Source organism: Streptomyces sp. NPDC048643 (assembly GCF_040650615.1).
Lineage (GTDB): Bacteria > Actinomycetota > Actinomycetes > Streptomycetales > Streptomycetaceae > Streptomyces.
The window spans coordinates 37,105-59,710 of the sequence record NZ_JBEZHO010000030.1 but is presented as its reverse complement, the minus strand read 5'-3'; the positions used below and the strand labels follow the sequence as shown (position 1 = coordinate 59,710).

The 22,606-nt window shown below is 71.2% G+C and carries 17 protein-coding genes; 7 read left to right on the top strand and 10 right to left on the bottom strand.

The features are described 5' to 3' along the window. Positions 1-43: 43 nt before the first annotated feature. Positions 44-1,300 (bottom strand): formyl-CoA transferase, encoded by a 1,257-nt coding sequence (gene frc / locus AB0C62_RS26545; RefSeq protein ID WP_362977180.1) that lies wholly within the window; start codon positions 1,298-1,300, stop codon positions 44-46. Positions 1,301-1,365: 65 nt separating this feature from the next. After that, positions 1,366-3,117 carry an oxalyl-CoA decarboxylase gene (gene oxc, locus AB0C62_RS26540; RefSeq protein WP_362977178.1) on the bottom strand — a complete coding sequence of 584 codons (1,752 nt, stop codon included), beginning with the start codon at positions 3,115-3,117 and terminating at the stop codon, positions 1,366-1,368. Positions 3,118-3,410: 293 nt separating this feature from the next. On the opposite strand from oxc, the gene AB0C62_RS26535 reads away from it, so the two are divergent. After that, positions 3,411-5,000: a FadD7 family fatty acid--CoA ligase gene (locus AB0C62_RS26535; RefSeq protein ID WP_362977176.1), complete on the top strand. Its 1,590-nt coding sequence runs from the start codon at positions 3,411-3,413 to the stop codon at positions 4,998-5,000. A gap of 23 nt (positions 5,001-5,023) precedes the next feature. Here the strand turns inward: AB0C62_RS26535 and AB0C62_RS26530 are convergent, their stop codons facing one another. The 5 genes from AB0C62_RS26530 to AB0C62_RS26510 all read right to left on the bottom strand — a co-directional run bounded on the left by AB0C62_RS26530 (position 5,024) and on the right by AB0C62_RS26510 (position 11,273). Continuing rightward, positions 5,024-5,956 (bottom strand): LysR family transcriptional regulator, encoded by a 933-nt coding sequence (locus AB0C62_RS26530; protein ID WP_362977174.1) that lies wholly within the window; start codon positions 5,954-5,956, stop codon positions 5,024-5,026. Positions 5,957-6,102: 146 nt separating this feature from the next. After that, positions 6,103-6,315: a formate dehydrogenase subunit delta gene (locus tag AB0C62_RS26525; protein WP_362977172.1), complete on the bottom strand. Its 213-nt coding sequence runs from the start codon at positions 6,313-6,315 to the stop codon at positions 6,103-6,105. A gap of 1 nt (position 6,316) precedes the next feature. Then, on the bottom strand, positions 6,317-9,187 hold the full coding sequence (fdhF, locus tag AB0C62_RS26520) for a formate dehydrogenase subunit alpha (protein WP_362977170.1): 2,871 nt from the start codon (positions 9,185-9,187) through the stop codon (positions 6,317-6,319). Then, positions 9,184-10,797, bottom strand: coding sequence for an NADH-quinone oxidoreductase subunit NuoF (locus AB0C62_RS26515; RefSeq protein ID WP_362977168.1), 1,614 nt, complete (start codon positions 10,795-10,797; stop codon positions 9,184-9,186). Before AB0C62_RS26515 ends, fdhF begins: the two co-directional genes overlap by 4 nt. Next, positions 10,794-11,273 carry an NAD(P)H-dependent oxidoreductase subunit E gene (locus AB0C62_RS26510; RefSeq protein WP_362977166.1) on the bottom strand — a complete coding sequence of 160 codons (480 nt, stop codon included), beginning with the start codon at positions 11,271-11,273 and terminating at the stop codon, positions 10,794-10,796. The genes AB0C62_RS26515 and AB0C62_RS26510 overlap by 4 nt, the downstream gene beginning before the upstream one ends. Before the next feature lie 371 nt (positions 11,274-11,644). On the opposite strand from AB0C62_RS26510, the gene AB0C62_RS26505 reads away from it, so the two are divergent. Beyond that, positions 11,645-12,331 carry a GntR family transcriptional regulator gene (locus AB0C62_RS26505; protein WP_107482688.1) on the top strand — a complete coding sequence of 229 codons (687 nt, stop codon included), beginning with the start codon at positions 11,645-11,647 and terminating at the stop codon, positions 12,329-12,331. A gap of 17 nt (positions 12,332-12,348) precedes the next feature. On the opposite strand, the gene AB0C62_RS26500 is transcribed toward AB0C62_RS26505, so the two are convergent. The 3 genes from AB0C62_RS26500 to AB0C62_RS26490 all read right to left on the bottom strand — a co-directional run bounded on the left by AB0C62_RS26500 (position 12,349) and on the right by AB0C62_RS26490 (position 15,249). Next, positions 12,349-13,356 (bottom strand): acyl-CoA dehydrogenase family protein, encoded by a 1,008-nt coding sequence (locus tag AB0C62_RS26500; RefSeq protein ID WP_362977163.1) that lies wholly within the window; start codon positions 13,354-13,356, stop codon positions 12,349-12,351. 178 nt (positions 13,357-13,534) lie between these two features. Further along, the gene (locus AB0C62_RS26495; RefSeq protein ID WP_362977161.1) at positions 13,535-14,083 is read right to left on the bottom strand and encodes a carbonic anhydrase; all 549 of its coding nucleotides are present in this window, start codon (positions 14,081-14,083) and stop codon (positions 13,535-13,537) included. A gap of 317 nt (positions 14,084-14,400) precedes the next feature. Then, complete coding sequence (locus tag AB0C62_RS26490) at positions 14,401-15,249, bottom strand: DUF429 domain-containing protein (RefSeq protein WP_362977159.1); 849 nt, start codon at positions 15,247-15,249, stop codon at positions 14,401-14,403. Between the two features lie 236 nt (positions 15,250-15,485). Here AB0C62_RS26490 and AB0C62_RS26485 point away from each other — a divergent pair, with 236 nt between their 5' ends. The 5 genes from AB0C62_RS26485 to AB0C62_RS26465 all read left to right on the top strand — a co-directional run bounded on the left by AB0C62_RS26485 (position 15,486) and on the right by AB0C62_RS26465 (position 22,548). Then, on the top strand, positions 15,486-16,493 hold the full coding sequence (locus AB0C62_RS26485; RefSeq protein WP_362977157.1) for a LacI family DNA-binding transcriptional regulator: 1,008 nt from the start codon (positions 15,486-15,488) through the stop codon (positions 16,491-16,493). Positions 16,494-16,639: 146 nt separating this feature from the next. Beyond that, complete coding sequence (locus tag AB0C62_RS26480; protein WP_362977155.1) at positions 16,640-17,995, top strand: extracellular solute-binding protein; 1,356 nt, start codon at positions 16,640-16,642, stop codon at positions 17,993-17,995. A gap of 1 nt (position 17,996) precedes the next feature. Next, entirely contained in the window at positions 17,997-18,986 is a 990-nt protein-coding gene (locus tag AB0C62_RS26475; RefSeq protein ID WP_362977153.1) for a sugar ABC transporter permease, read from the top strand. A gap of 11 nt (positions 18,987-18,997) precedes the next feature. Then, positions 18,998-19,882 carry a carbohydrate ABC transporter permease gene (locus AB0C62_RS26470; protein WP_362977151.1) on the top strand — a complete coding sequence of 295 codons (885 nt, stop codon included), beginning with the start codon at positions 18,998-19,000 and terminating at the stop codon, positions 19,880-19,882. Between the two features lie 152 nt (positions 19,883-20,034). Beyond that, the gene (locus tag AB0C62_RS26465; RefSeq protein ID WP_362977149.1) at positions 20,035-22,548 is read left to right on the top strand and encodes a CBM35 domain-containing protein; all 2,514 of its coding nucleotides are present in this window, start codon (positions 20,035-20,037) and stop codon (positions 22,546-22,548) included. Positions 22,549-22,606: the final 58 nt, after the last annotated feature.

Genomic DNA, 22,606 nt, shown 5'->3' with positions numbered 1-22,606 from the left:
CCCGCGAACGGCGTCCGTTCGCGGGGCACTTCGCCGTTCGGGGTCAGGCGACGACCTTGCCCTCGTGCAGCTCGCGGATCGCGTTCGCGTCGTAGCCGAGGTCCGCGAGCACCTCGTCGGTGTGCTCCCCGAGCAGCGGGGCGCCGGCGATCTCGGGCTTGAAGCCGGAGAACTTGATGGGGCTGCCCACCGTCAGATAGGTGCCGCGTTCCTTCTGCTCGACCTCGACGATCGTGCCGCTCCTGCGCATGTCGGGGTCCGCGGCGAGTTCCTTCATGCTGAGCACGGGCGCGCACGGCACCTCGAAGGTGCGCAGGATGTCGACCGCCTCGTACTTGGTCTTGTCGGCGAGCCACTGCTCGATCTCGCCGAAGATCTCCATGATGTGCGGCTGCCGGGCCAGCGCGGTGGTGTAGCCGGGGTCCTCGGTCCACTCGGGACGGCCGATGGCCTCGCAGGTGCGGGCCCAGTTCTGCTCCTGGATCGTGAAGTAGATGTAGGCGTTCGGGTCGGTCTCCCAGCCCTTGCACTTGAGGATCCAGCCGGGCTGCCCGCCGCCGCCCGCGTTGCCGCCGCGCGGCACCGCGTCGCCGAACTCGCCGTTCGGGTACTGCGGGTACTCCTCCAGGTAGCCGACGCGCTCCAGGCGCTGCTGGTCGCGGAGCTTGACCCGGGTGAGGTTGAGGACGGCGTCCTGCATGGACACCGAGACCTTCTGGCCGACGCCGGTGGCGTTGCGCTGGATGATCGCCGTGAGCAGGCCGATCAGCAGGTGCATCCCGCTGTTGCTGTCGCCGAGCGCCGAGCCGCTGATGGTGGGCGGCCCGTCCCAGAACCCGGTGGTCGACGCGGCGCCCCCGGCGGCCTGGGCGACGTTCTCGTAGACCTTGAGGTCGTTCCACTGGGAGTCGTCGTTGAAGCCCTTGACCGAGCCGAAGATCAGCCGGGGGTTCAGGGCGTGGATGTGGTCCCAGCCGAGGCCCATCCGGTCCATGGCGCCCGGCGCGAAGTTCTCCACCAGGATGTCCGCCTCGCGGATCAGCTTCTCCATGACCTCCTTGCCCTCGGGGGACTTGGTGTTGATGGCCAGGGACCGCTTGTTGCTGTTGAGCATGGTGAAGTAGAGGGCGTCGAGGTCGGGGATGTCCCGGAGCTGACGCCGGGTCACATCGCCGCCGGCGATGCGCTCGACCTTGATGACGTCGGCGCCGAACCAGGCGAGCATCTGCGTGCACGCGGGACCGGCCTGGACTCCGGTGAAGTCGATCACCTTGATTCCGGCGAGCGGCTTTTCACTCATGGCGGTTTCCTTCTCGTGAATGATCGCGGTGCGGGAGTCGTCGCTGCGGGCGGGGGGTCGAGGGCTCACGGGCGGGCCGACTTGATGTTGCCGACGGTGATGCCCTTGGGGTTCAGGTGCGCGATGTGGCCGCTCTCGGTGCCGGCCGCGGGGTCGATCACGCAGTCGATGAGCGCGGGGCCGCCGGAGGCCAGCGCCTCGGTGAGGGCGGCGGTGACCTCGGCGGGCGTGGTCGCGCGGTAGCCCTTGCCGCCGAACGCCTCGATCATCCGGTCGTGCCGTGCCGCGGCCATCAGGGTGGTCGGGGAGGGCGCGTCACCGAGCGGGTTGACGTCGTCGCCGCGGTAGACGCCGCCGTTGTTCATCACGACGGTGACGACGGGCAGTCCGTAGCGGCAGATGGTCTCCAGCTCCATGCCGCTGAACCCGAAGGCGCTGTCGCCCTCCACGGCCACCACCGGGGCGCCGCTCTCCACGGCGGCGGCGATCGCGTAGCCCATCCCGATGCCCATGACGCCCCAGGTGCCGCTGTCGAGGCGGTGCCGCGGTACGTGCATGTCGATGACGTTGCGCGCGATGTCCAGCGCGTTGGCTCCCTCGTTGACGAGGTATGTCTCCGGGCGCTCGCGCAGCACGTCCCGTACGGCCTTGAGGGCGCCCATGAACTGCATGGGGTGCGGGTCGGCCTTCAGGCGCTCCGCCATCTTCGCGACGTTCCGCGCCGAGCGCGCGCCGAGTTCCTCGCGCCAGGCGGCGGGAGCGGAGATCCGGCCGGGCTTGGTCCGCTCGGCGATGGCGTCGAGGACCGAGCCGATGTCGCCGACGAGCGGGGCGGCGATGGGCTGGTTGCTGTCCATCTCCCGTGCCTCGATGTCCACCTGGACGAACTTCGCGTCGGGGTTCCACTGCGGTGACTCGCCGTGGTTGAGCAGCCAGTTGAGGCGGGCGCCGACGAGCATGACGACGTCGGCCTTCTTCAGGGCCAGCGAGCGGGCGGTGGCCGCCGACTGCGGATGGTCGTCGGGCAGCAGGCCCTTGGCCATCGACATGGGAACGTACGGGATGCCGGTGGACTCGACGAACTCGCGGACCTGGTCGTCGGCGCGCGCGTACGCGGCGCCCTTGCCGAGGACCACCAACGGCCGCTCCGCACCCGCGAGAAGCTCGATCGCGCGGTCGACGGCCTCGGGCGCGGGCAGCTGGCGCGGCGCGGGGTCGACGAGGCGGCTCAGCGTCCGGGCGCCGGCCTCGGCGTCCATGATGGAGCCCAGCACCGCGGCGGGGATGTCGAGATACACACCGCCGGGGCGCCCGGAGACCGCGGTGCGCAGGGCGCGGGCGATGCCCCGGCCGATGTCCTCGACGCGGCTCACCCGGTAGGCGGCCTTGCAGAACGGCTGCGCGGCGGCGAGCTGGTCCATCTCCTCGTAGTCACCCTGTCGCAGGTCGACGAGGTGCCGCTCGCTGGAGCCGGAGATCTGCACCATGGGGAAGCAGTTGGTGGTGGCGTTGGCCAGCGCGACGAGACCGTTGAGGAAGCCCGGCGCGGACACCGTGAGGCAGATTCCGGGCTTCTGGGTGAGATAGCCGGCGGCCGCGGCCGCGTGGCCGGCGTTGCTCTCGTGCCGGAAGCCGACGTAGCGGATGCCCCGGGCCTGCGCGAGGCGGGCCAGGTCGGTGATCGGGATGCCGACCACCCCGTAGATGGTGTCGACGTCGTTCATCCTGAGCGCGTCGACGACCAGGTGGTACCCGTCGGTGAGCTCGGTCGGAACGTCGGCGTTCGCCGCGGTCTCCAGTGTCGAGGGGGCGGTCATGGTCCGAGGTCCTCCTTGGGCAGATCCTGCCGGTGCGGCTCCTTCTCCCACCTTCGGCAGCGCGCCCGCCCGCGTCCAAGACCCATCGGCGACCAGCCGATAAGCAGCGTCTATCGAGGGCGTCCCCGGCGCCTCTCGACTCCCTTGATAGACACCCGCTATCGGCCGTTCGGCGCTGCGTATTGGACGCGCTCCCCACCTCGCCGCAGGCTCGCAGAGGAGCGCCTCGCCGAAGCCGGGGCCCGCTGCGGCGGACGGCGGCTCCGTCGGACCCGGGGGACGGAGGTGGGGTCATGGCCGTTCCGGCCGCGGCGTCGACGCGTGAGGCCGACGGGTACCGGCCGCCCGAACTGACGGGCCTCGCCGACCTGCTGGACCGGCCGACGCGTGAACGCCCCTACGCCCGGGCCCTGGTGGTCGGGGCGAACCGGCGGGCGATCTCGTTCCGGGTCCTGTCGGCGCTGGCCGACGACCTGGCCGCCCGCCTCGCCGCCACCGGACTGCGCCGGGGTGACGCGATCGGTCTGGTCGGCGCCGACACCGCCGAGTTCGTCGTCGCTCTGTTCGGCGCGGCGCGGGCCGGACTGGTGGCCGCGCCGCTGGACCCGGCGCTGCCCGCGCCCGAACTCGCCGCACGGCTCGACGCGCTCGGTGTCCCCGCGGTCCTGCTCGGCCCGTCGGCGACCGGCACTGCGGCCCTCGCACCGCTCCGGGTCCCGGCCTGGCCCCTGCGGGTGGACGTCTCCCCGAGCGGGACGGCGGCCGTGGTCGCCGACACGAGCGCCGCCGCCCGTCACGTGGCGGGCAAGGAAGGCGAGTTGACCGCTCGGGACGCCCTGGTGCTGCACACCTCCGGGACCGCGACCCGGGCCCGGATGGTCCAGCTGACGCACGCGAACGTCGCCGCCTCCGTGCGGAACGTCTGCGCCACCTACCGGCTGGGCCCCGGAGACGCGACCGTCGCGGTGATGCCGTTCTTCCACGGTCACGGCCTGTTCGCCTCGCTCCTGGCATCGCTGGCCGGCGGGGGCTGCGTCCTGCTGCCCGCAGCGGGCCGCTTCTGCGCGCGGACCTTCTGGGACGACATGCGGGCGGCCTGCGCCACCTGGTTCACCGCGGCTCCGACCCTGCACGAGGTCCTGCTGGAGCGGGCCGAGTCCGGGCATCCAGGACCGCAGGGTCCGCCGCTGCGCTTCGTACGCAGTTCCAGCGCCCCGCTCAACCCGGCCACGCAACGGGCCCTCGAGCGTACGTTCGGCGCCCCGCTGCTCTCCGCCTACGGGATGACGGAGTCCACCCACCAGGCGACCAGCGAGCCGCTGCCACAGGACGGCCTCCTCAAGCACGGGTCGGTCGGCCGGCCGACAGGCGTGGAGGTGCGCGTCGTCGACCAGGACGGGCGGCCGTGCCCGGCCGGTGTCCGGGGCGAGGTGTGGCTGTCCGGACCCACGGTGGCCCGCGGCTATCTCGCCGACCCCGCGGAGACGGCGCGCGGCTTCTCCGGCGGCTGGCTGCGCACCGGCGACCTGGGGTCCCTCGACGAGGACGGCCATCTCCGCCTCACGGGACGGATCACCACCGTCATCAGCCGCGGCGGGGAGAAGATCTCCCCCGAGCACGTGGAGGACGTCCTCGCGGGCTGCCCGGGCGTCGCCGAGGCCGCCGTGTTCGCCGTCCCCGATGCCGTGTACGGGCAGCGGGTCGGCGCGGCCCTGGTCGTTCGCGACCCGGAGTGCGCGGGCGCCGAGGAGGTGCTGCGGTACTGCCGCGAGCGGCTCGCCCCCTTCGAGGTGCCCGAACGGCTGGAGTTCGTCGCCGCGTTGCCGCACACCGCGAAGGGCGGTCTCGACCGGCTGGCGGTCGAGGCCCGGTACGCGCACTGAGAGCCGGACGGACGTGCCCCGGGTCAGCGCACGCGGTGTTCGCCGGTGAGGGGCCGGCCGAAGAAGTCGTCCAGGGAGAGGCTCGTCGCCGCGTTCACGAAGGCGCGGGCGGCCACCGATCCGGGGGTCGCCGCGTGGATGGCCACCGACACCTGTGCGCCCGCCTCCGGGTCGACCAGCGGCAGCGCCCGCGTCCTCCCGATCACCGGCATCGCGCGCAGCCAGGTGTGCGGGACGATGCTCGCCCACTCGCCGCCGCCGACGTGCGCGTACAGCGAGGCGATCGAGTCGGTCTCCACCTGCGGGGTCACCACGAAGCCCTTGTCCGCGAAGACGCCGTCGACGACCTGCCGGATGCGCATGTCCGGGGTCAGCAGGGCGAGCGGCAGCTGGGCGGCGTCCGCCCAGGTCATGGTGGAGGCCTGGGCGGTCAGCTGGTCGTCGGAGACCAGCAGCATGTACCGCTCCTGGTACAGCGGGACGACCTGGAGGCCCTCCTGGTCGCCGGGGTCGAAGTGGGCGATCGCCACGTCCAGTTCGAAGTCGCGGAGCTGGCGGTGGAGTTCCTTGGTCGACAGGCGCGAGCGGACCTGCACCTTGGCCAGCGGGTGCGCGGCGCAGAACGCGGCCACGGGCATCGCGAGGGTGGTGGAGGCGGTGGGGTCGGTGCCGAGGCGGAGCGTGCCGGTGATGCCCGACTGCACGGCGGCCACCTCCGCCTTGAACGCGTCCTGTTCGGCGAGGATGCGCTTGGCCCACACCACGAGCCGCTCGCCCTCGGGTGTCAGGCCCTGGTAGTTGTGCCCGCGGTTGATGAGCGTGACGTTCAACTCCCGCTCCAGTTTGGCGATCGCCGCCGAGAGCGCGGGCTGCGAGACGTAGCAGGACTCCGCGGCCCGCGCGAAGTGCCGCTCGCGGGCCACCGCCACGAAGTACTCGAGCTGCCGGAACAGCATGCACGACTCCTCTCTCGCTCGCGCCGCACCCCGGCACCGCGGACCGGCCGGCCGGCTGCCCCGTGATCATCCCGAGCCTACCGATCCGGCCGTCTCCCGTGGCCTGTCGTGCACGGCCGACCCCGGCCCGCCGCACACGGTCGCGGTCAGCGCAGGAGCCGTACCGCCGCGACCACCAGCGGATGCAGTCCGTCGGCCCCGGCGTCGACGTCCGCGACGAGCCGGGACCGCATGCGTGGGTCCCAGAACCGGCCGATGTGCCCGGCGACCGCCTGTGCCGCCTCGTCCCCGGGCAGGTGGCCCAGGTTCACGGCGATGTCGTTCGCCATCCGGCGCTCCGCCGGCACGGTCCCGGCCATCTCAGTCCACCGCCGTGAGCACGTCGTCGCCGGCGGACGTCCGGGCCCCGTTCCCGAGGGGTTCCGATGCCGTGTCCCCCGTCTGCTCGGGTACGTCGTCGGCGCGGCCCAGCGGGTGGACGAGACCGACCTGGACGGCGGTCACCTTGTACTCGGGGCAGTTGGTGGCCCAGTCGGAGTTCTCGGTGGTCACCACGTTGGCGCCGGTCACGGGGTGGTGGAACGTGGTGTAGACGACGCCGGCCGGCATCCGGTCGGAGATCTCGGCGCGCAGCGTCGTCCGCCCGACCCTGCTGGCGAGCGTGACCAGCGCGCCGTCGGTGATGCCGCGCACCTCGGCGTCGTGCGGGTGCAGTTCCAGGACGTCCTCGGGATGCCAGGCGACGTTGCCGGTACGCCGGGTCTGCGCGCCGACGTTGTACTGGCTGAGGATGCGCCCGGTGGTGAGCACCAGCGGGAAGCGCCGGGTGGAGCGCTCCTTGGTCGGCACGTACGTGGTGACGACGAACCGGCCCTTGCCCCGCACGAACGCGTCGACGTGCATGACCGGTGTGCCGTCGGGAGCGGCCGCGTTGCACGGCCACTGCACGCTGCCCAGCTTGTCGAGCACCTCGAAGGAGACCCCGGTGAACGTCGGGGTGACCGAGGCGATCTCCTCCATGATGCGGGCCGGGTGGTCGTACGCCATCGGGTAGCCCATGGCGGTGGCGATCTCGCAGACGATCTGCCACTCGTGCTTGCCCGTCTTCGGTTTCATGACGGCGCGCACCCGGTTGATGCGGCGCTCCGCGTTGGTGAAGGTGCCGTCCTTCTCCAGGAAGGACGCGCCGGGCAGGAAGACATGGGCGAACCTGGCGGTCTCGTTGAGGAACAGGTCCTGCACCACGACGAGTTCCATGGCCTCCAGGGCGGCCGTGACGTGCTGGAGGTTGGGATCGGACTGTGCGATGTCCTCGCCGTGCACGAACAGTCCGCGGAAGGTGCCGTCGATCGCGGCGTCGAACATGTTGGGGATGCGCAGGCCCGGTTCGGCGAGGAGCGTGCCGCCCCACAGGTTCTCGAACACCTCGCGGACCGCGTCGTCGGACACGTGCCGGTAGCCGGGGAGTTCGTGCGGGAAGGACCCCATGTCGCAGGAGCCCTGCACGTTGTTCTGGCCGCGCAGCGGGTTCACCCCGACGCCGTCGCGGCCGATGTTGCCGCAGGCCATGGCGAGGTTCGCCATCCCCATGACCATGGTGGAGCCCTGGCTGTGCTCGGTGACGCCGAGGCCGTAGTAGATGGCGCCGTTCGGTGCCTCGGCGTACAGCCGTGCGGCGGACCGGAGTTGGCCTGCGGGGATCCCGCTGATCTCCTCGGTGGCCTCCGGGCTGTTCTCGGGCAGGGCGACGAAGCGCGCCCACTCCTCGAAGCCCTCGCACCGGCTCTCCACGAAGGACCGGTCCACCAGTCCCTCGGTGACGACCACGTGGGCCAGGGCGTTGACGACGGCGACGTTGGTGCTGGGCCTGAGCTGGAGGTGGTGCGCGGCCTCGACGTGCGGTGAGCGCACCAGGTCGATGCGGCGCGGGTCGATGACGATCAGTCGGGCGCCCTCACGGAGTCTGCGCTTCATCCGCGAGGCGAACACCGGGTGCCCGTCGGTGGGGTTGGCGCCGATCACCATGATGACGTCGGCCTCGGCGACGGACCGGAAGTCCTGGGTGCCGGCCGACTCTCCGAAGGTCTGTTTGAGCCCGTATCCCGTCGGGGAGTGGCAGACCCGGGCGCAGGTGTCGATGTTGTTGTTGCCGAAGGCCGCGCGGACCATCTTCTGGACGACGTAGACCTCTTCGTTGGTGCACCGGGACGAGGAGATCGCGCCGATCGAACCGGGTCCGAACCGCGCCTGGATGTCCCGCATCCGGCGTGCGACCGTGCCGATCGCCTCGTCCCAGTCGACCTCGCGCCAGGGGTCGGTGATCCGGTCGCGGACCATCGGCTTGAGCATCCGGTCCGGGTGGGTGGCGTAGCCGAAGGCGAAGCGGCCCTTCACACAGGAGTGGCCCTCGTTCGCGCCGCCGTCCTTGTACGGCACCATCCGTACGAGTTCGTCGCCGCGCAGCTCGGCCTTGAAGGAGCAGCCGACCCCGCAGTACGCGCAGGTGGTGACCACCGACCGGGTCGGCATGCCGAGTTCGACCACCGACTTCTCCTGGAGGGTGGAGGTCGGGCAGGCCTGGACGCAGGCCCCGCAGGAGACGCATTCGGAGTCCATGAACGTCTCGCCGGCGCCGGGCGACACCTTGGAGTCGAAGCCGCGTCCCTCGATGGTCAGCGCGCACGTGCCCTGCACCTCGCCGCAGGCCCGCACGCAGCGGGAGCAGGCGATGCACTTGGACGCGTCGAAGTCGAAGTACGGGTTGGAGGTGTCCTTCTCGGCGTCGAGGTGGTTCTCCCCCTCGTAGCCGTAGCGCACCTGCCGCAGCCCCACCACGCCCGCCATGTCCTGGAGTTCGCAGTCGCCGTTGGCAGGGCAGGTGAGACAGTCCAGCGGATGGTCGGAGATGTACAGCTCCATGACGCCCTGGCGGAGCTTCTCCACCTTCGGCGTCTGGGTGCTCACCCGCATCCCGTCGGCCACCGGCGTGGTGCAGGACGCGGGCGTGCCGCGCCTGCCGTCGATCTCCACCACGCACAGCCGGCAGGAGCCGAACGGCTCCAGGCTGTCGGTGGCGCACAGCTTGGGGATGTCGATGCCGGCCAGCGCGGCGGCCCGCATCACCGAGGTGCCCTCGGGCACGCTCACCGGCAGTCCGTCCACCTCCACGGACACCGTGGCCGCGCCGGGGCGTTCCGGGGTTCCGAAGTCGGGTTCCTTGAGCAGCGTCATGCCGTGCCCTCCGTCCGTACGCCGCTCGTCGGCTCGGGTGGGGCTCCCTGTCCCGGTCCACGGGCGAGGAAGTCGTCGGGAAAGTGCGCGAGGGCGCTCCGCACCGGCATCGGCGTCAGGCCACCCATCGCGCACAGGGATCCGTCGGTCATCAGGTCGCACAGGTCCTCGAGCAGGGCCAGGTTCTCGTCCCGGTGCCGGCCCGCCACGATCTTGTCGATCACCTCGACGCCCCGCACCGAACCGACCCTGCACGGCGTGCACTTGCCGCAGGACTCCGCCGCGCAGAACTCCATCGCGAAGCGTGCCTGGGCCGCCATGTCCACGGTGTCGTCGAAGACGACGATCCCGCCGTGCCCGACCATCGCGCCCGCTGCGGCGAACGCCTCGTAGTCCATCGGCAGGTCGAACATCGACGGCGGCAGGTAGGCGCCGAGGGGGCCGCCGACCTGCACCGTGCGCACCGGGCGCCCGGTGAACGTACCGCCGCCGTAGTCCTCGACCAGTTCGCGCAGGGTGACGCCGAACGCGGTCTCGACGATGCCGCCGTGCGCGATGTTGCCGCCGAGCTGGAAGACCTGGGTGCCGCGGGAGCGGTCGACGCCGAGTTCCTGGTACGCGGCCGCGCCCGCGGCGAGCACGACGGGGACCGTCGCGAGCGTGAGGACGTTGTTCACGACCGTCGGTCTGCCGAACAGGCCCTCGATCGCGGGGATCGGCGGCTTGGCGCGCACGGTGCCGCGCTTGCCCTCCAGGCTCTCCAGCATGGAGGTCTCCTCGCCGCAGATGTACGCGCCCGCGCCGACGCGGACGTGCAGGTCGAAGTCGAGCGCGGAGCCGAGGATGCCCGTGCCGAGCCAGCCCTGTTCACGGGCGACGCCGATCGCGGCGCGCATCGAGGCCACCGCGTCCGGGTACTCGGAGCGGATGTAGAGGTAACCCTCGCGTGCGCCGACCGCGTGCGCGGCGATGGTCATGCCCTCGATGAGCAGGAACGGGTCGCCCTCCATGACCATCCGGTCGGCGAAGGTTCCGCTGTCGCCCTCGTCGGCGTTGCAGCAGACGAACTTCAGCGCGTCCGGGCAGTCGAGGACGGTCTTCCACTTGATGCCGGCCGGGAATCCCGCGCCGCCCCGGCCGCGCAGTCCGGACGCGGTGACCTCCGCGACCACGTCGGCGGGCGGTCGCTCCAGCGCGGCGCGCAGCCCCGCGATACCGCCGTGCGCCACGTAGTCCTCGGGCGACAGCGGGTCCGTGACGCCGACGCGGGCGAAGGTGACCCGGTTCTGGCGTGCCAGCCAGGGGAGTTCGTCCACCACTCCGCGGCACAGCGGATGGTCGGCGCCGTCGAGCAGGCCCGCGGCGAGCAGGTCCTCGACGTCGGACGGGGCGACGGGGCCGTATCCGATGCGGCCCCGGGGAGTCACCACCTCGACGAGGGGTTCCAGCCAGAGCAGGCCGCGCGATCCGTTGCGTACGACGTCGAGCGTGAAGTCGCCTCGATCCGCTGCCTGTTGAAGGGCGACCGCCACGTCGTCCGCGCCGACGGACCGGGCCGCCGAGTCGCGGGGGACGTAGACCGTGGCGGCCGGGTGCGCGGTGTCGTTCATGAGGAGACCGTCCCGTCGAGGATCGGGCCCAACCGGGCCGGGGTCACGCGTCCGTGCAGGCGGCCGTTCACCTCGACCGCCGGGCCGAGGGCGCAGTTGCCGAGGCAGAAGACCTGCTCGACGGTCACGGCACCGTCGGCGGTCGTCTCGCCGGGTACCAGTCCCGCCTCGCGGGCGTAGGTCATCAGGCCGTCGGCGCCCAGGGCCTGGCACGCCTCGGCCCGGCAGATGCGCAGGAGGGTGCGTCCGGCGGGTTCGCGGCGGAAGTCGTGGTAGAAGGTCACGACTCCGTGGACGTCGGCCCGGGAGAGGTTGAACTCGTCGGCGAGCACCGGGATCGCCTCCTGCGGCACGTGTCCCAACGCGGCCTGCACGGCGTGCAGTACCGGCAGCAGCGCACCGCGCTGATCCCGGTGGCCGGCCGCCACTCTCCGGACCACGCTCTCGACCGTCACGTCGCTCGCGCTGGTCGTCATGATCGCTCCGCCTTCCGTCACGCGGGCCCCCGGCGATGCTCGCGGGAGACTGGACGATACCTCATACAGGCTTCTGTATACAGAACTCAATCGTCATCGATCCCGTTCACCCGTAGGGGACTTGATGCGCCCCGCAGGACGGATCGTCACGGTCCCGCGACCCGAGCCCGCACCCCCGCCCGCTCTCGACACCTTCCCGCGAGCGTGGGCGGCACGACGGACACCCCCGGCCGACCTGGGAATCCTCCGGGAGGAGCCCACCATCTTGCATACCAAAACCTGTATGCTGACCGGGCCGTCGGCAACCCACTCGGCGGCCACCACTTGGCAGAGCCGTCGGCCCGCGGGCCCGGTGGCAGAACGGGGCTCCCATGCGCGAGGCACTCACGGCCGCCGCGGCCCGGCGCGTCACCCGCCCGGCACCGCTGCGCCAGGCCGTGTACGACGCTCTGACCGAGCTGATCGTCAGCGGTTCCCTCAAGCCCGGCCAACACCTGGTCGAGGCCGAGCTCGCCGAGCACCTGGGCGTCAGCCGCCAGCCCGTCCGCGAGGCGTTGCAGCGACTCCAGACCGACGGCTGGGTGGACCTGCGTCCGGCCCAGGGCGCGTTCGTCCACTCCCCCACCGAGGAGGAGGCCGCCCAACTCCTCGGTGTCCGGGCCGTTCTGGAGACCTACTCGGCCCAGCTCGCCGCGCAGAACGCGAAGCCCGAGGACATCGAGCGGCTCTGGGAGTTGCAGCAGGAGGGCGTCGACGCGCTCGCCGAGGGTGACGTCGAGCGGCTGGTCGCCGCGAACACGGCTCTGCACGCCTTCATCACCTCCGTGGCCGGCAACGACGTCCTGGCCGAGCTGATCTCCGGTGTCGGCCAGAAGGTGCGCTGGTACTACACACCGATCGCCCGCCCGCGAGGCAAGGAGGCGTGGAACGAACACGCCCAGCTGATCAGGGCCATCGCCAAGGGCGACGCCGACCGCGCCGGCGAGGTGATGCGCAAGCACACCGAGCGCACCACGGGCTTCTACCGCAAGCAGATCGCGGCGGGCGGACGGGCGTAGTCGGTACCGGTCCGCGTTCACGTCGGCGCGAGGGTTCCGGCGGGCCGGCCGGCAGGCGCGAGACCGCCGTCCGCCGGCCGCGCCGTCCCGGCCGGACCGTCCCCGGACCGGCCGTCACCCGCCCGGACGTCACCCGGGCCCGCACCCTGCGACCGGCCGCCGCCGGGCCGCGCGCCCGCGAACTGCGCCTCCGCGAAGGCTGCTTCCGCGGCTCGCGACACCTCGGCGGCCATCGCGGCCGTCAGTTCCAGCAGCCATGGCCGCACGAGACCGAGGACGATGTCCCGCCCCGCGCCGTCCGGTCCGAGCATCGCGTCGGCCGGAACGAGCACCGGGTCGGCGCACACGGTCGAGGTCCCGCTGCCGCTGGGGCCCCCGCCGTAGGGTCTCGCCGGAACGAACAGGTCGGGGGCGTGCGCCGGAACGACCCACAGGGTCATGCCGCCCTCGCCCGCGGGCCGTCGGGAGGCCCCGGACAGGGCAGGCGACCTGTCCGATCGGGAGGACTCCAGGGTCCCGGACGACCAGAGATAGCTGTCCGCCTCACCGGCGGCGACCACATCCCGCCGCCGGGCCCTCAGGGCGACCACGTCACCGGAGCGGACGGCGGTCGAGCCGCCCTCCCCCGGCGCCGGCGGCCACCGACCCGCCCCCTCCCCGGCAGGAGCGCTCCCAGCCGGGCCCCTGTCCCCGAGGGCGAGCGTGGCGAGGTGCCGTCCGGCGGCGATCTCGCCCCGCAGCCAGGAGCTGCCGTACCTCCCCAGAGCGGCGACGGCGGCGAAGTGGGAGGTGAGCACGGCGGCGGTCGCCGGACAGACACGCGCGGTCCGCGCCACCACCTCTGCGGCCTCCGCACACCCCCGGCCGCCACCGCCGTCGGCCACGGCAACGGTGAGCCCGAGCAGCCCCGCGCGACCGAGGGCCGTCACGCCCGTACGCGGGAACCTGCCCTGCTCACCGGTCACTTCGGCGGCGGGCGCGACGACATCGGCGAGGACCGCGGAGAGAGAACTGCGGTACGACACGGGGTGACCCCCTTCTGGAATCCTGACCGGCCTCCCACGGGAGCGCCCGGGAGCACCCTTCCGCAAGAATTGCATACAGTATGCCGATGGTGGGTGGAGTGCGCCAGAGGACGGTGCAGGGGAATCGGGCCGAGACGGACGTCGGCCCCCTCGACAGCACGCCGAGGGGGCCGACGACTCAGATGCCGGGGTCGATCTCCCGCAGCAGCCCCGTGGTGACGTCGAAGACGAAGCCGCGCACGTCGTCGGTGTGCGGCAGGAACGGCGAGGTCCGCACGCGCTGCATCGACTGCCGAACGTCCTGGTCCACGTCGCGGAAGGCCTCCACCGCCCAGGCCGGCCGCTGGCCGACCTCCATCTCCAGCTCGTGCCGGAACTCCTCGGTCAGGGTCTGCAGACCGCATCCGGTGTGGTGGATCAGTATCACGCTGCGTGTACCGAGGGCACGTTGGCTGATCGTCAGGGACCGGATGGTGTCGTCGGTGACGACCCCGCCGGCGTTGCGCACGGTGTGGCAGTCGCCCAGTTCGAGACCGAGGGCGGCGTGCAGATCGATCCGGGCGTCCATGCAGGCCACGACGGCGACCCGCAGGACGGGCCGGGCGCCCATGCCCGGGTCGACGAACCCGGCGGCATAGGTGCGGTTGGCCGCCACGAGGCGGTCGATGACCGAGCCGTCACCGGGGGGACCGTCGATGGACGAGGCGAGTCGGGGTGCTGGAGTCATGCTGGGCTACCTCACTCCGGTCGGGTTCGAAAGGAGTACCGCGTCGGTGAGCATGCCCACGCGGCGACGCCACAGGCACGCGTCACCGGGTCGAAGGCTCCGGCGGGCGCGGGGCCTGCCGGCTCTCCGACCTGTGGGCCCGCGCCTCAGGCGCCCCCGGCCACGGCGCGCGACTCGGGAGCCGCCTTCCGGGACGGAGGGACACCGCGCGGACACGCGTACAGGATGATGCATACGGTATCCAGGAACCAGCATTCTTGAACCGTCGGCCGTTCCTTGTCCAGCCGGCCGGAGCCGTCGGCGGCTCCGCCCCCGATTCACCGCCCGGCGGCGTCCCGTCGCTGCTCCGGCCGGGCGGGCGCGATGATCGTGGCCACGCCGTCCCCGGGATGCCGGACGTCGGATTCACCCGGACCGAGCACCTGGCAGCGCGTCAGACCGTGGCGAGCCCACAGGGAAGCCGTCCACGCGCACAGCAGCGCGTCGATGAGATCCTCGCGGTGCTTGTAGGCTCCGGCCGCCTCGGGTGTCGGTTCGTCGAGCAGGGCGCGCGCGACCGGGTGCGACGCGAGGCGCAACGGAGGGTCCGCCGTCGCGAGACCCGCCAGGCGCGCGATCAGCTCGTCGCAGACCTCCGCCCGCACCGCGCGCCATTGTGCCGTCGGCACGCTCGCGGGACGCCGCTTGTACGGCGGCCGCCGCAGCGGGTAGCCCAGCTCGGGCGCGCCCACCAGCGTCGTGTACGGGTAGCACTCGGACAGCGCGCCCCCGTCGTCCGGCGGGCCGCCCAGGCCGTCGTCGTACCTCCAGCCCGCCGCTCGCAGCCGCTCGAGGAGCAGCACACCGGCGAGCCGCGGGGAAGCCGTGTTCGTGCTGTTCGCGCTCACCTTCCAGCGCCCGTAGCGACGGCCGACCTCCCGTTCGCACGGCCGCTGCCCGGACGGGTTGTCCACCACGAGCGGGGCGTCGACGAAGGCGAGGCAGGACGCCCGCTCCGTCGCCACCGACGCGATCCACTCCGCCGTCTCGTCGATCCCCCGGGTCCAGTCGCAGTCGAGGACCTCCCCCCGTCCGTCGATGACGGCGACACCCGTCTCGTTCGGCCGGGCCCGGGCTCCGCCGTGGGCCCAGGCGAGGTCGATGCCGATGAACCGTTCAAGCGCCATGGGTCGGTTGTACCCGCACCGCGGGCCGTGAACAGGGACGCGCCCCCGAGAGCCGTCGGGATCATCCGTCCGTCGGGTTCGCGTCGACCGCCGACGGGCGGCAGTCGGCCGCCCGTTGGCCGGCCGGGCGGGTGCGCACCCGCCCGGATCATCGGCCCGATCACCCGCACACCATTACTGTCGCTTTCTTGCGTAGATCTGATTCGGTTTTGCGGAGACAGTTGTACAGTACCCGTGTGACAACGAGACTCTCCGAGGTGGCCGCGTTCGCCGGCGTCAGTGAAGTGACCGTCCGCCGTGTGGCGAGCGGGAGTTCGGTCGTGGCGCCTGCCACCCGGGACAAGGTGCTCAGGGCGTTCGACGTGCTCGGCCTGGAGCGCCCCGCGGCCGGCCGGACCGAACGCGCGCCACTGGTCGGCTTGGTGGTGCCCGAACTGCAGAACCCCGTGTTCCCCGCGTTCACGGAGGCGCTCGCCGGACGCCTGAACAAGCAGGGACTGATACCCGTCCTTTGCACCCGCACCGCGGACGGCTCCTCCGAAGCCCACTACATCCAGCGGCTGTTGGGGCAGAACATCGGCGGCATCGTCTTCGTCGGGTCCAGTTACGCCGACGCCGGCCCCGAGCAGAGCAGGGCGCTGCGCGACCGCAGGACCCCGCTGGTCCTGATCAACGCGGCCGACGAGAACCGCGGCCTGGCGCAGGTCTCGGCGGACGACGCGCAGGCCGCCGACCAGGCGTTGACGCACCTCACCGCCCTGGGGCACGAGCGGATCGGTCTGGTCGCGGGACCGATCGGACATGTCCCCTCGGCCAGGAAGCTCGCCGGGTACGCGGCCTTCTGGCGGGCCCGCGGAGTACCGCCGGAGCAGTGGCACGGCTGGGTGGCGCACACGATGTTCTCGATGGAGGGCGGCGCCACGGCGGTGCCCCAACTCGCCGCCCAGGGCGTCACCGCAGTGGTGTGCGCGAGCGACGCCCTGGCGCTCGGCGTGATCCGCGGAGCACGGCGCCAGGGCCTGGCCGTGCCGGACGACTTCTCCGTCGTGGGGTTCGACGACTCGCTGTTCATGGTCGCCACCGATCCGCCCCTGACGACCGCGCGGCAGCCGGTGCAGGCGATGGCCGACGCGGCGATCACCGCGCTCGTCACCCAGCTCAACGGGCAGCCGCCACCGGCCGAACCCCTTCTCTTCGGCACGGAGTTGATCGTGCGCGGATCAACCGCCGCCCGCCCGCGCTAGCCACACCGCGTCAGACGACTTCGTCAGCACGATCAATTTTTTGCGTACTTTCATTGACGATTTGCGTGACAGCTTTTACGGTCTGCGTCATCGCTGCTGCTCGGGAACCGGCGTCCCCGGGCTCACTTCAGGAAGGCGCTGATCGTATGGCCGACTCTCTTTCCCGCCGCGGCTTCGTCGGTGCGGGTATCGCGTCGACACTCGCCCTCGGGCTGTCCGCATGCGGCGGCTCCTCGTCGTCCGAGGGCAAGGGCGGCAAGGTGACGATCTCCGTGAACGGCATGCCGCCGAAGACGCAGCCCGTCGACCGCAAGTGGTACGAGCAGGACGTCCGGGACTTCGAGAAGAGTCACCCGAACATCAAGATCGATGCCCGCGAGGGCTACATGGACCCCAAGACCTTCTCGGCGAAGCTCGCCGGCGGCCAGTTGGAGGACGTGTACTACGTCTACTTCACCGATCCCTCCGGCCTCATCCAGCGCCGTCAGGGCGCCGACATCACCCCGTACCTCAAGGGAGTTCCGTACGTCGAGGACGTCGCTCCCGCGTTCAAGAAGGTCTTCACCGGACCCGACGGCAAGATCTACGGCCTGCCGAACGGCCAGTACTCGCTCGGACTGATCTACAACCGCGACCTGTTCAAGAAGGCCGGACTCGACCCCGACAAGCCCCCGACCACCTGGGACGAGGTCCGGGAGGCGGCACGGCGGATCACCGCACTCGGCGACGGCATCGTGGGATACGCCGACTACAGCAAGAACAACCAGGGCGGCTGGCACCTCACGTCATGGGTGTACTCGCTCGGCGGCGACATCGCCACCCGCCAAGGGGGCCACTGGAAGGCCGCGTTCGACAGTGACGCGGGACGGCAGGCGCTGACCCACCTGCACGACATGCGCTGGACCGACCGCACCATGGGCACCCGGCAACTGCTCCAGATCGAGGACGTCCAGAAGATGATGGGCTCCGGCAAGCTCGGCATCTACATGGCGGGCCCCGACAACATCCCCACCATCGTCAAGCAGTTCGAGCGCAAGTACGCCGAGTTCGGCGTGGCCGCCATGCCCGGCACCGCGACCCTGGGCGGCGGCAACGGCTTCATGTTCAACCCCAAGGCCTCGCCGGAGCAGATCAAGGCCGGCGTCCGGTGGATCCAGTGGAAGTACCTCAACCCCGAGCGCACCCAGCACGACGACAAGCGGGCCAAGGGCGGTGACGTGCCCATCGGCCTGCCGCTCGACCGGCTCTTCACCGCGTCGACACAGGCCAAGGTGGACGCGGTCCACGCGCGGTACGCGACCGTCCCACAGGAGAACTACAAGCCGTTCATGGAGCGCAACAGCGGTCTGACGCAGAAGGTCGAGCCGCCGAACGCCCAGCAGATCTACACCGTCCTCGACAGCGTCATGCAGGCGGTGCTCACCCGCGAGAACGCGGACATCGACCACCTGCTGGGCGACGCCGCGAAGAGGGTCGACTCGATACTCGCCACGGTCAAGTGACATGACCGTGCAGCCCCTCACCCCGACCCCGAACTCCGCGCGGGAGCGGCCGACTCGGACGGATCCGCTCCCCGCCCGGAAGAACGCGGGACCGTCCGCGCCGAGCGGGACGACCCCGTCCCGGCGGCGCCGGCGGATCCGCGAGAACCTCGTCGCGTACGCCTTCCTGACCGCGGGGGTGCTCTGCTTCGCACTGTTCTCCTGGTACCCGATCGTCCGCGGCTGGCTGCTCGGCTTCCAGCAGGTCACGTTCGCCCAGCCCGCCGAGTGGGTGGGCTGGGACAACTTCCGGCGGCTCTTCGAGGACCCCCTGTTCGTCACCGCGTGGCGCAACACCGGCTACTTCACCCTGCTCGCGCTGGTCTTCGGCTTCGCGGCCCCCTTCTTCACCGCGGTCGTCCTGAACGAACTCCGGCACGGCCGGGCGTACTTGAGGATGACCGTCTACCTGCCGGTGATGCTCCCGCCGATCGTGACGATGCTGCTGTGGCGCTGGTTCTACGATCCGGGGCCGGGCCTCTTCAACAACGCGCTGGAGCTCGTGCACCTGCCGCCGCAGCAGTGGCTGGAGTCGGAGAACCTCGCGATGATCTCGCTGGTCCTCGTCTCGACCTGGGCCAACATGGGCACCACCACGCTGATCTACCTGGCGGCGCTCGGCGGCATCCCCGGCGAGCTGTACGAGGCGGCGGAGATCGACGGCGCGTCCATCCGGCGACGCCTGTGGCACGTCACCCTGCCGCAGATGCGGTTCATCCTGATGATCACGCTGCTGCTCCAGGTCATCGGGACGATGCAGGTCTTCATCGAGCCGTACGTCCTCACCGGCGGCGGCCCCGACGACGCCACGGTGACCGTCCTGTTGCTGCTCTACCGCTACGCGTTCATCTACAACGACTTCGGCATGGCCAGCGCCATGAGCACCGTGCTCTTCGTGGTGCTCGGCACCTTCGCGGCCGTCTATCTCCGGCTGACCCGGACCAAGGGCTGAGAGGAACCGACATGGCCGGCACCGCCGAACGCACCCTGATCGCGCCCACCGAGATGACCCGCCGCACCGGCAGGATCCTCTACCGCACCGTCCTCACCCTCACCCTGACCGGCTTCACCCTCGCCTTCGTCTTCCCCCTCTACTGGATGGCGACCGGCGCGCTGAAGTCCTCGGCGGAACTGGCCGACCCGAATCCGACGCTGCTGCCCCACACCTGGCACCCCGAGGCGTACGCCGACGCCTGGACCAACGTGGGCCTCGGCACCTATTTCCTCAACACCCTGCTGCTCGCCCTCGGCGCCTGGCTGTTCCAGCTCGTCATCGACGTGTCCGCCGCCTACGCCCTGTCCAAGCTGCGCCCGGCGCTCGGCAACATCGTCCTCGGGATGATGCTGGCGACCCTGATGCTGCCGGTGTCGGCGCTGCTCGTCCCGACGTATCTGACCGTGACCGACGTGCCGCTCGTGCACGTCAACCTCATCAACACGCCCTTCGCGATCTGGCTCCCGGCGTCGGCCAACGCCTTCAACATCTTCATCCTGAAGCGGTTCTTCGACCAGATCCCGGGCGAGCTCCTCGACTCGGCGCGCATCGACGGCGCGGGACCGGTCCGCGTCCTCGTGTCGATCGTGCTGCCGCTGTCCCGTCCGGTCCTGGCCGTCGTCTCCATCTTCGCGGTGGTCGGCGTCTGGAAGGACTTCCTCTGGCCGATGCTCGTGCTGCCCGAGCCGTCGAAGCAGCCGATCACCGTCGCCCTCGGCCGTCTCGCGGAGTTCATGCCGGCCAACCAGCTCCTCGCCGGGATGGTCATGGCCTCCGTCCCCCTGCTGGTGCTGTTCCTCGTCTTCCAGCGCCACATCATCACGGGCCTCACCGCCGGCAGCCTCAAGGGCTGACACCGGTCAGCCGGTCGCCACCGGCACGTCTCCCTCCTCCCCCGATCCCCTCGGCCCGCTCCCCGGCCGAGCGCTGCCCGCGACCGGGCAGCCCGTTCCCGTCCGAACCGAACCCCCACGGGCGAGCCGCCCCGACGGAAGGACAGATCGCCATGTCACGATCACCGGGAATCCTCAGCAGAGCACTCGTTCCCCCCTTGCTCCTCGCCCTGCTGGCCGCGCTCCTCTGCGTGGTCGCCGCACCCAGGGCCCACGCCGCGTCCACCACGCTGGAAGCCGAGTCGGCCACCCGCACCGGCGGGGCGGTCACCGAGACCGAGCACCCCGGCTACACCGGTACCGGCTACGTCGGCGGCTACACCGACAGCCACAAGGGCACCGCGTCCACGTCGTTCACCGTCTCCTCGGCGGTGGCGGGCGGCGGGTCCCTCAAGATCCGGTACGCCAACGGCACCACCGCCGTCATGACGCTCAGCCTGTACGTCAACGGCAGCAAGGTCCGGCAGATCAGCCTCCCCGCCACCGCGAACTGGGACACCTGGTCCACCACCGACGAGGCGCTCACCTACCAGGCGGGCAGCAACACCGTCGCCCTGACCTTCACGTCCTCCGACAGCGGGAACATCAACCTCGACAACGTCGTCGCCACCACGCCCACCGCCCCCACGGGCAGCGTGACGCACGAGGCGGAGAAGGCGTTCGCCTCCGGCGGCCCCGCCAAGGCCTCCTCGGTGTCGGGCTACACGGGCAGCGGATACCTCACCGGGTTCGGCACCACCGGGGCCCGCGCCGCCTTCGCCGTCAACGCGGCCGAGGCGAAGAGCTACTCCTTCGACGTGCGCTACCGGACGCCCGACGCCACCGCCGCGACGATCACCCTGGTCGCGAACGGCCTCACCGTCCGCAGGCTCACCCTGCCCGCCACCTCCGGCGACTGGAAGACCCTGGCGACCGACGCGCCGCTGCGGGCCGGCCTCAACAACGTCACGCTGCGCAAGGAGTCCGGCGACAACGGCAACCTCCAGCTCGACGGCCTGAACATCACCACCGCCGCCGCGAGCGCCACCCGCGGCGCCACCGTCCCGTACACGACGTACGAGGCGGAGAGCGGCAGCACCAACGGCTCCGTCCTCGGACCCGACCGCACCTACCTGAAGACCGCCTCGGAGGCCTCGGGACGCAGGGCCGTCGTCCTCGACCAGACCGGCGAGTACGTCCAGTTCACCCTGTCGAAGCCGGCCAACGCCCTCACCCTGCGCTACTCGATCCCGGACAGCGCCTCGGGCTCCGCCTACCAGACGCCCCTGAGCCTGTACTCCGCCGGAACCCATCTCCGCGACCTCACCCTGACGAACAAGTACAGCTGGGTGTACGGCGGTTACCCCTACAACAACGACCCCTCGCAGGGCTCCGGGCACCACTTCTTCGACGAGGTCCACGTCCGGCTGGCGAGCACCCTCCCGGCGGGCACCGTGCTCAAGTTCCAGAAGGACGCGGCGGACACGGCCGCCTCGTACACCCTCGATCTCGTCGAGACGGAGACGGCGCCCGCCGCCTACGCCATGCCCGCCGGATTCGTCTCCGCCACCACGCTCGGCGTGACCGCCGACGACGGCTCGGACGACACCGCGGCGCTCAACTCCGCCGTCGGCACCGCCAAGAGCCAGGGCAAGGGACTCTGGCTGCCGTCCGGCACGTACGACATCTCCGGGCACGTCAACCTCACGGGCATCGCCCTGCGCGGCGCGGGCGAGTGGTACACCGTCCTGCGCGGCAAGAACGGCAAGGGCGGCCTGTTCGGCCAGGGCGGCACCAACACCGTGCAGGACCTGAGCATCTCCGGAGACGTCGCCTACCGGGACGACGCGGGCTTCGACACCGCCGTCGAGGGCGACTTCGGCAGCGGCTCCACCGTCCAGAACGTCTGGATCGAGCACACCAAGGTCGGCCTGTGGATCGACGCCCCCACCAACGGCCTGTACGCGAGCGGCCTGCGCATCCGCGACACGTTCGCCGACGGCGTCAACCTCCACAAGGGCACCGCCGGCACCGAGATCTCCAACTCCAGCATCCGCAACACCGGTGACGACGCGCTCGCGATGTTCTCCGAGGCCCAGGCCGTCACCGACTCCGCCTACCGCTTCAACACGGTCCAGCTCCCGCTGCTCGCCAACGGCGCGGCGATCTACGGCGGCAACGGCAACCGCATCGAGGACAACCTGATCTCCGACACGGTCACCGCCTCCGCGGGCATCGCGATCAGCACCCGCAACTTCAACCCGGCCCCGCTGCCCTTCGCCGGCACCACGTCGGTCGCCCGCAACACCCTGACCAGGACGGGCGGTTACGAGCCCAACTGGCAGAGCAAGTTCGGCGCCCTGTGGATCTACGCCGACGCCTCCGACATCACCGCACCGGTGAACGTCACCGACAACACGATCCTCGACTCCACCTACAGCGGGGTCCTCATCTCCTACCAGAAGACCGTCAGCAACCTCACCGTCAGCAACCTCACCATCGACAGGACCGGTTCGTACGGCATCGAGATCAACTCCGCGGGCTCCGGCACCTTCTCCGGGGTGACCGTGACCGGCACGGCGTCCGGCGGTCTGAACCTCGCGGGCGGCTTCACCGTCAACCGCGGCTCCGGCAACTCCGGCTGGTAGCCGCCCCGTACGCGGGCCCGGTCGCAACGCCCCGCGGGCCGGGCCCGCCCAGCTCCAC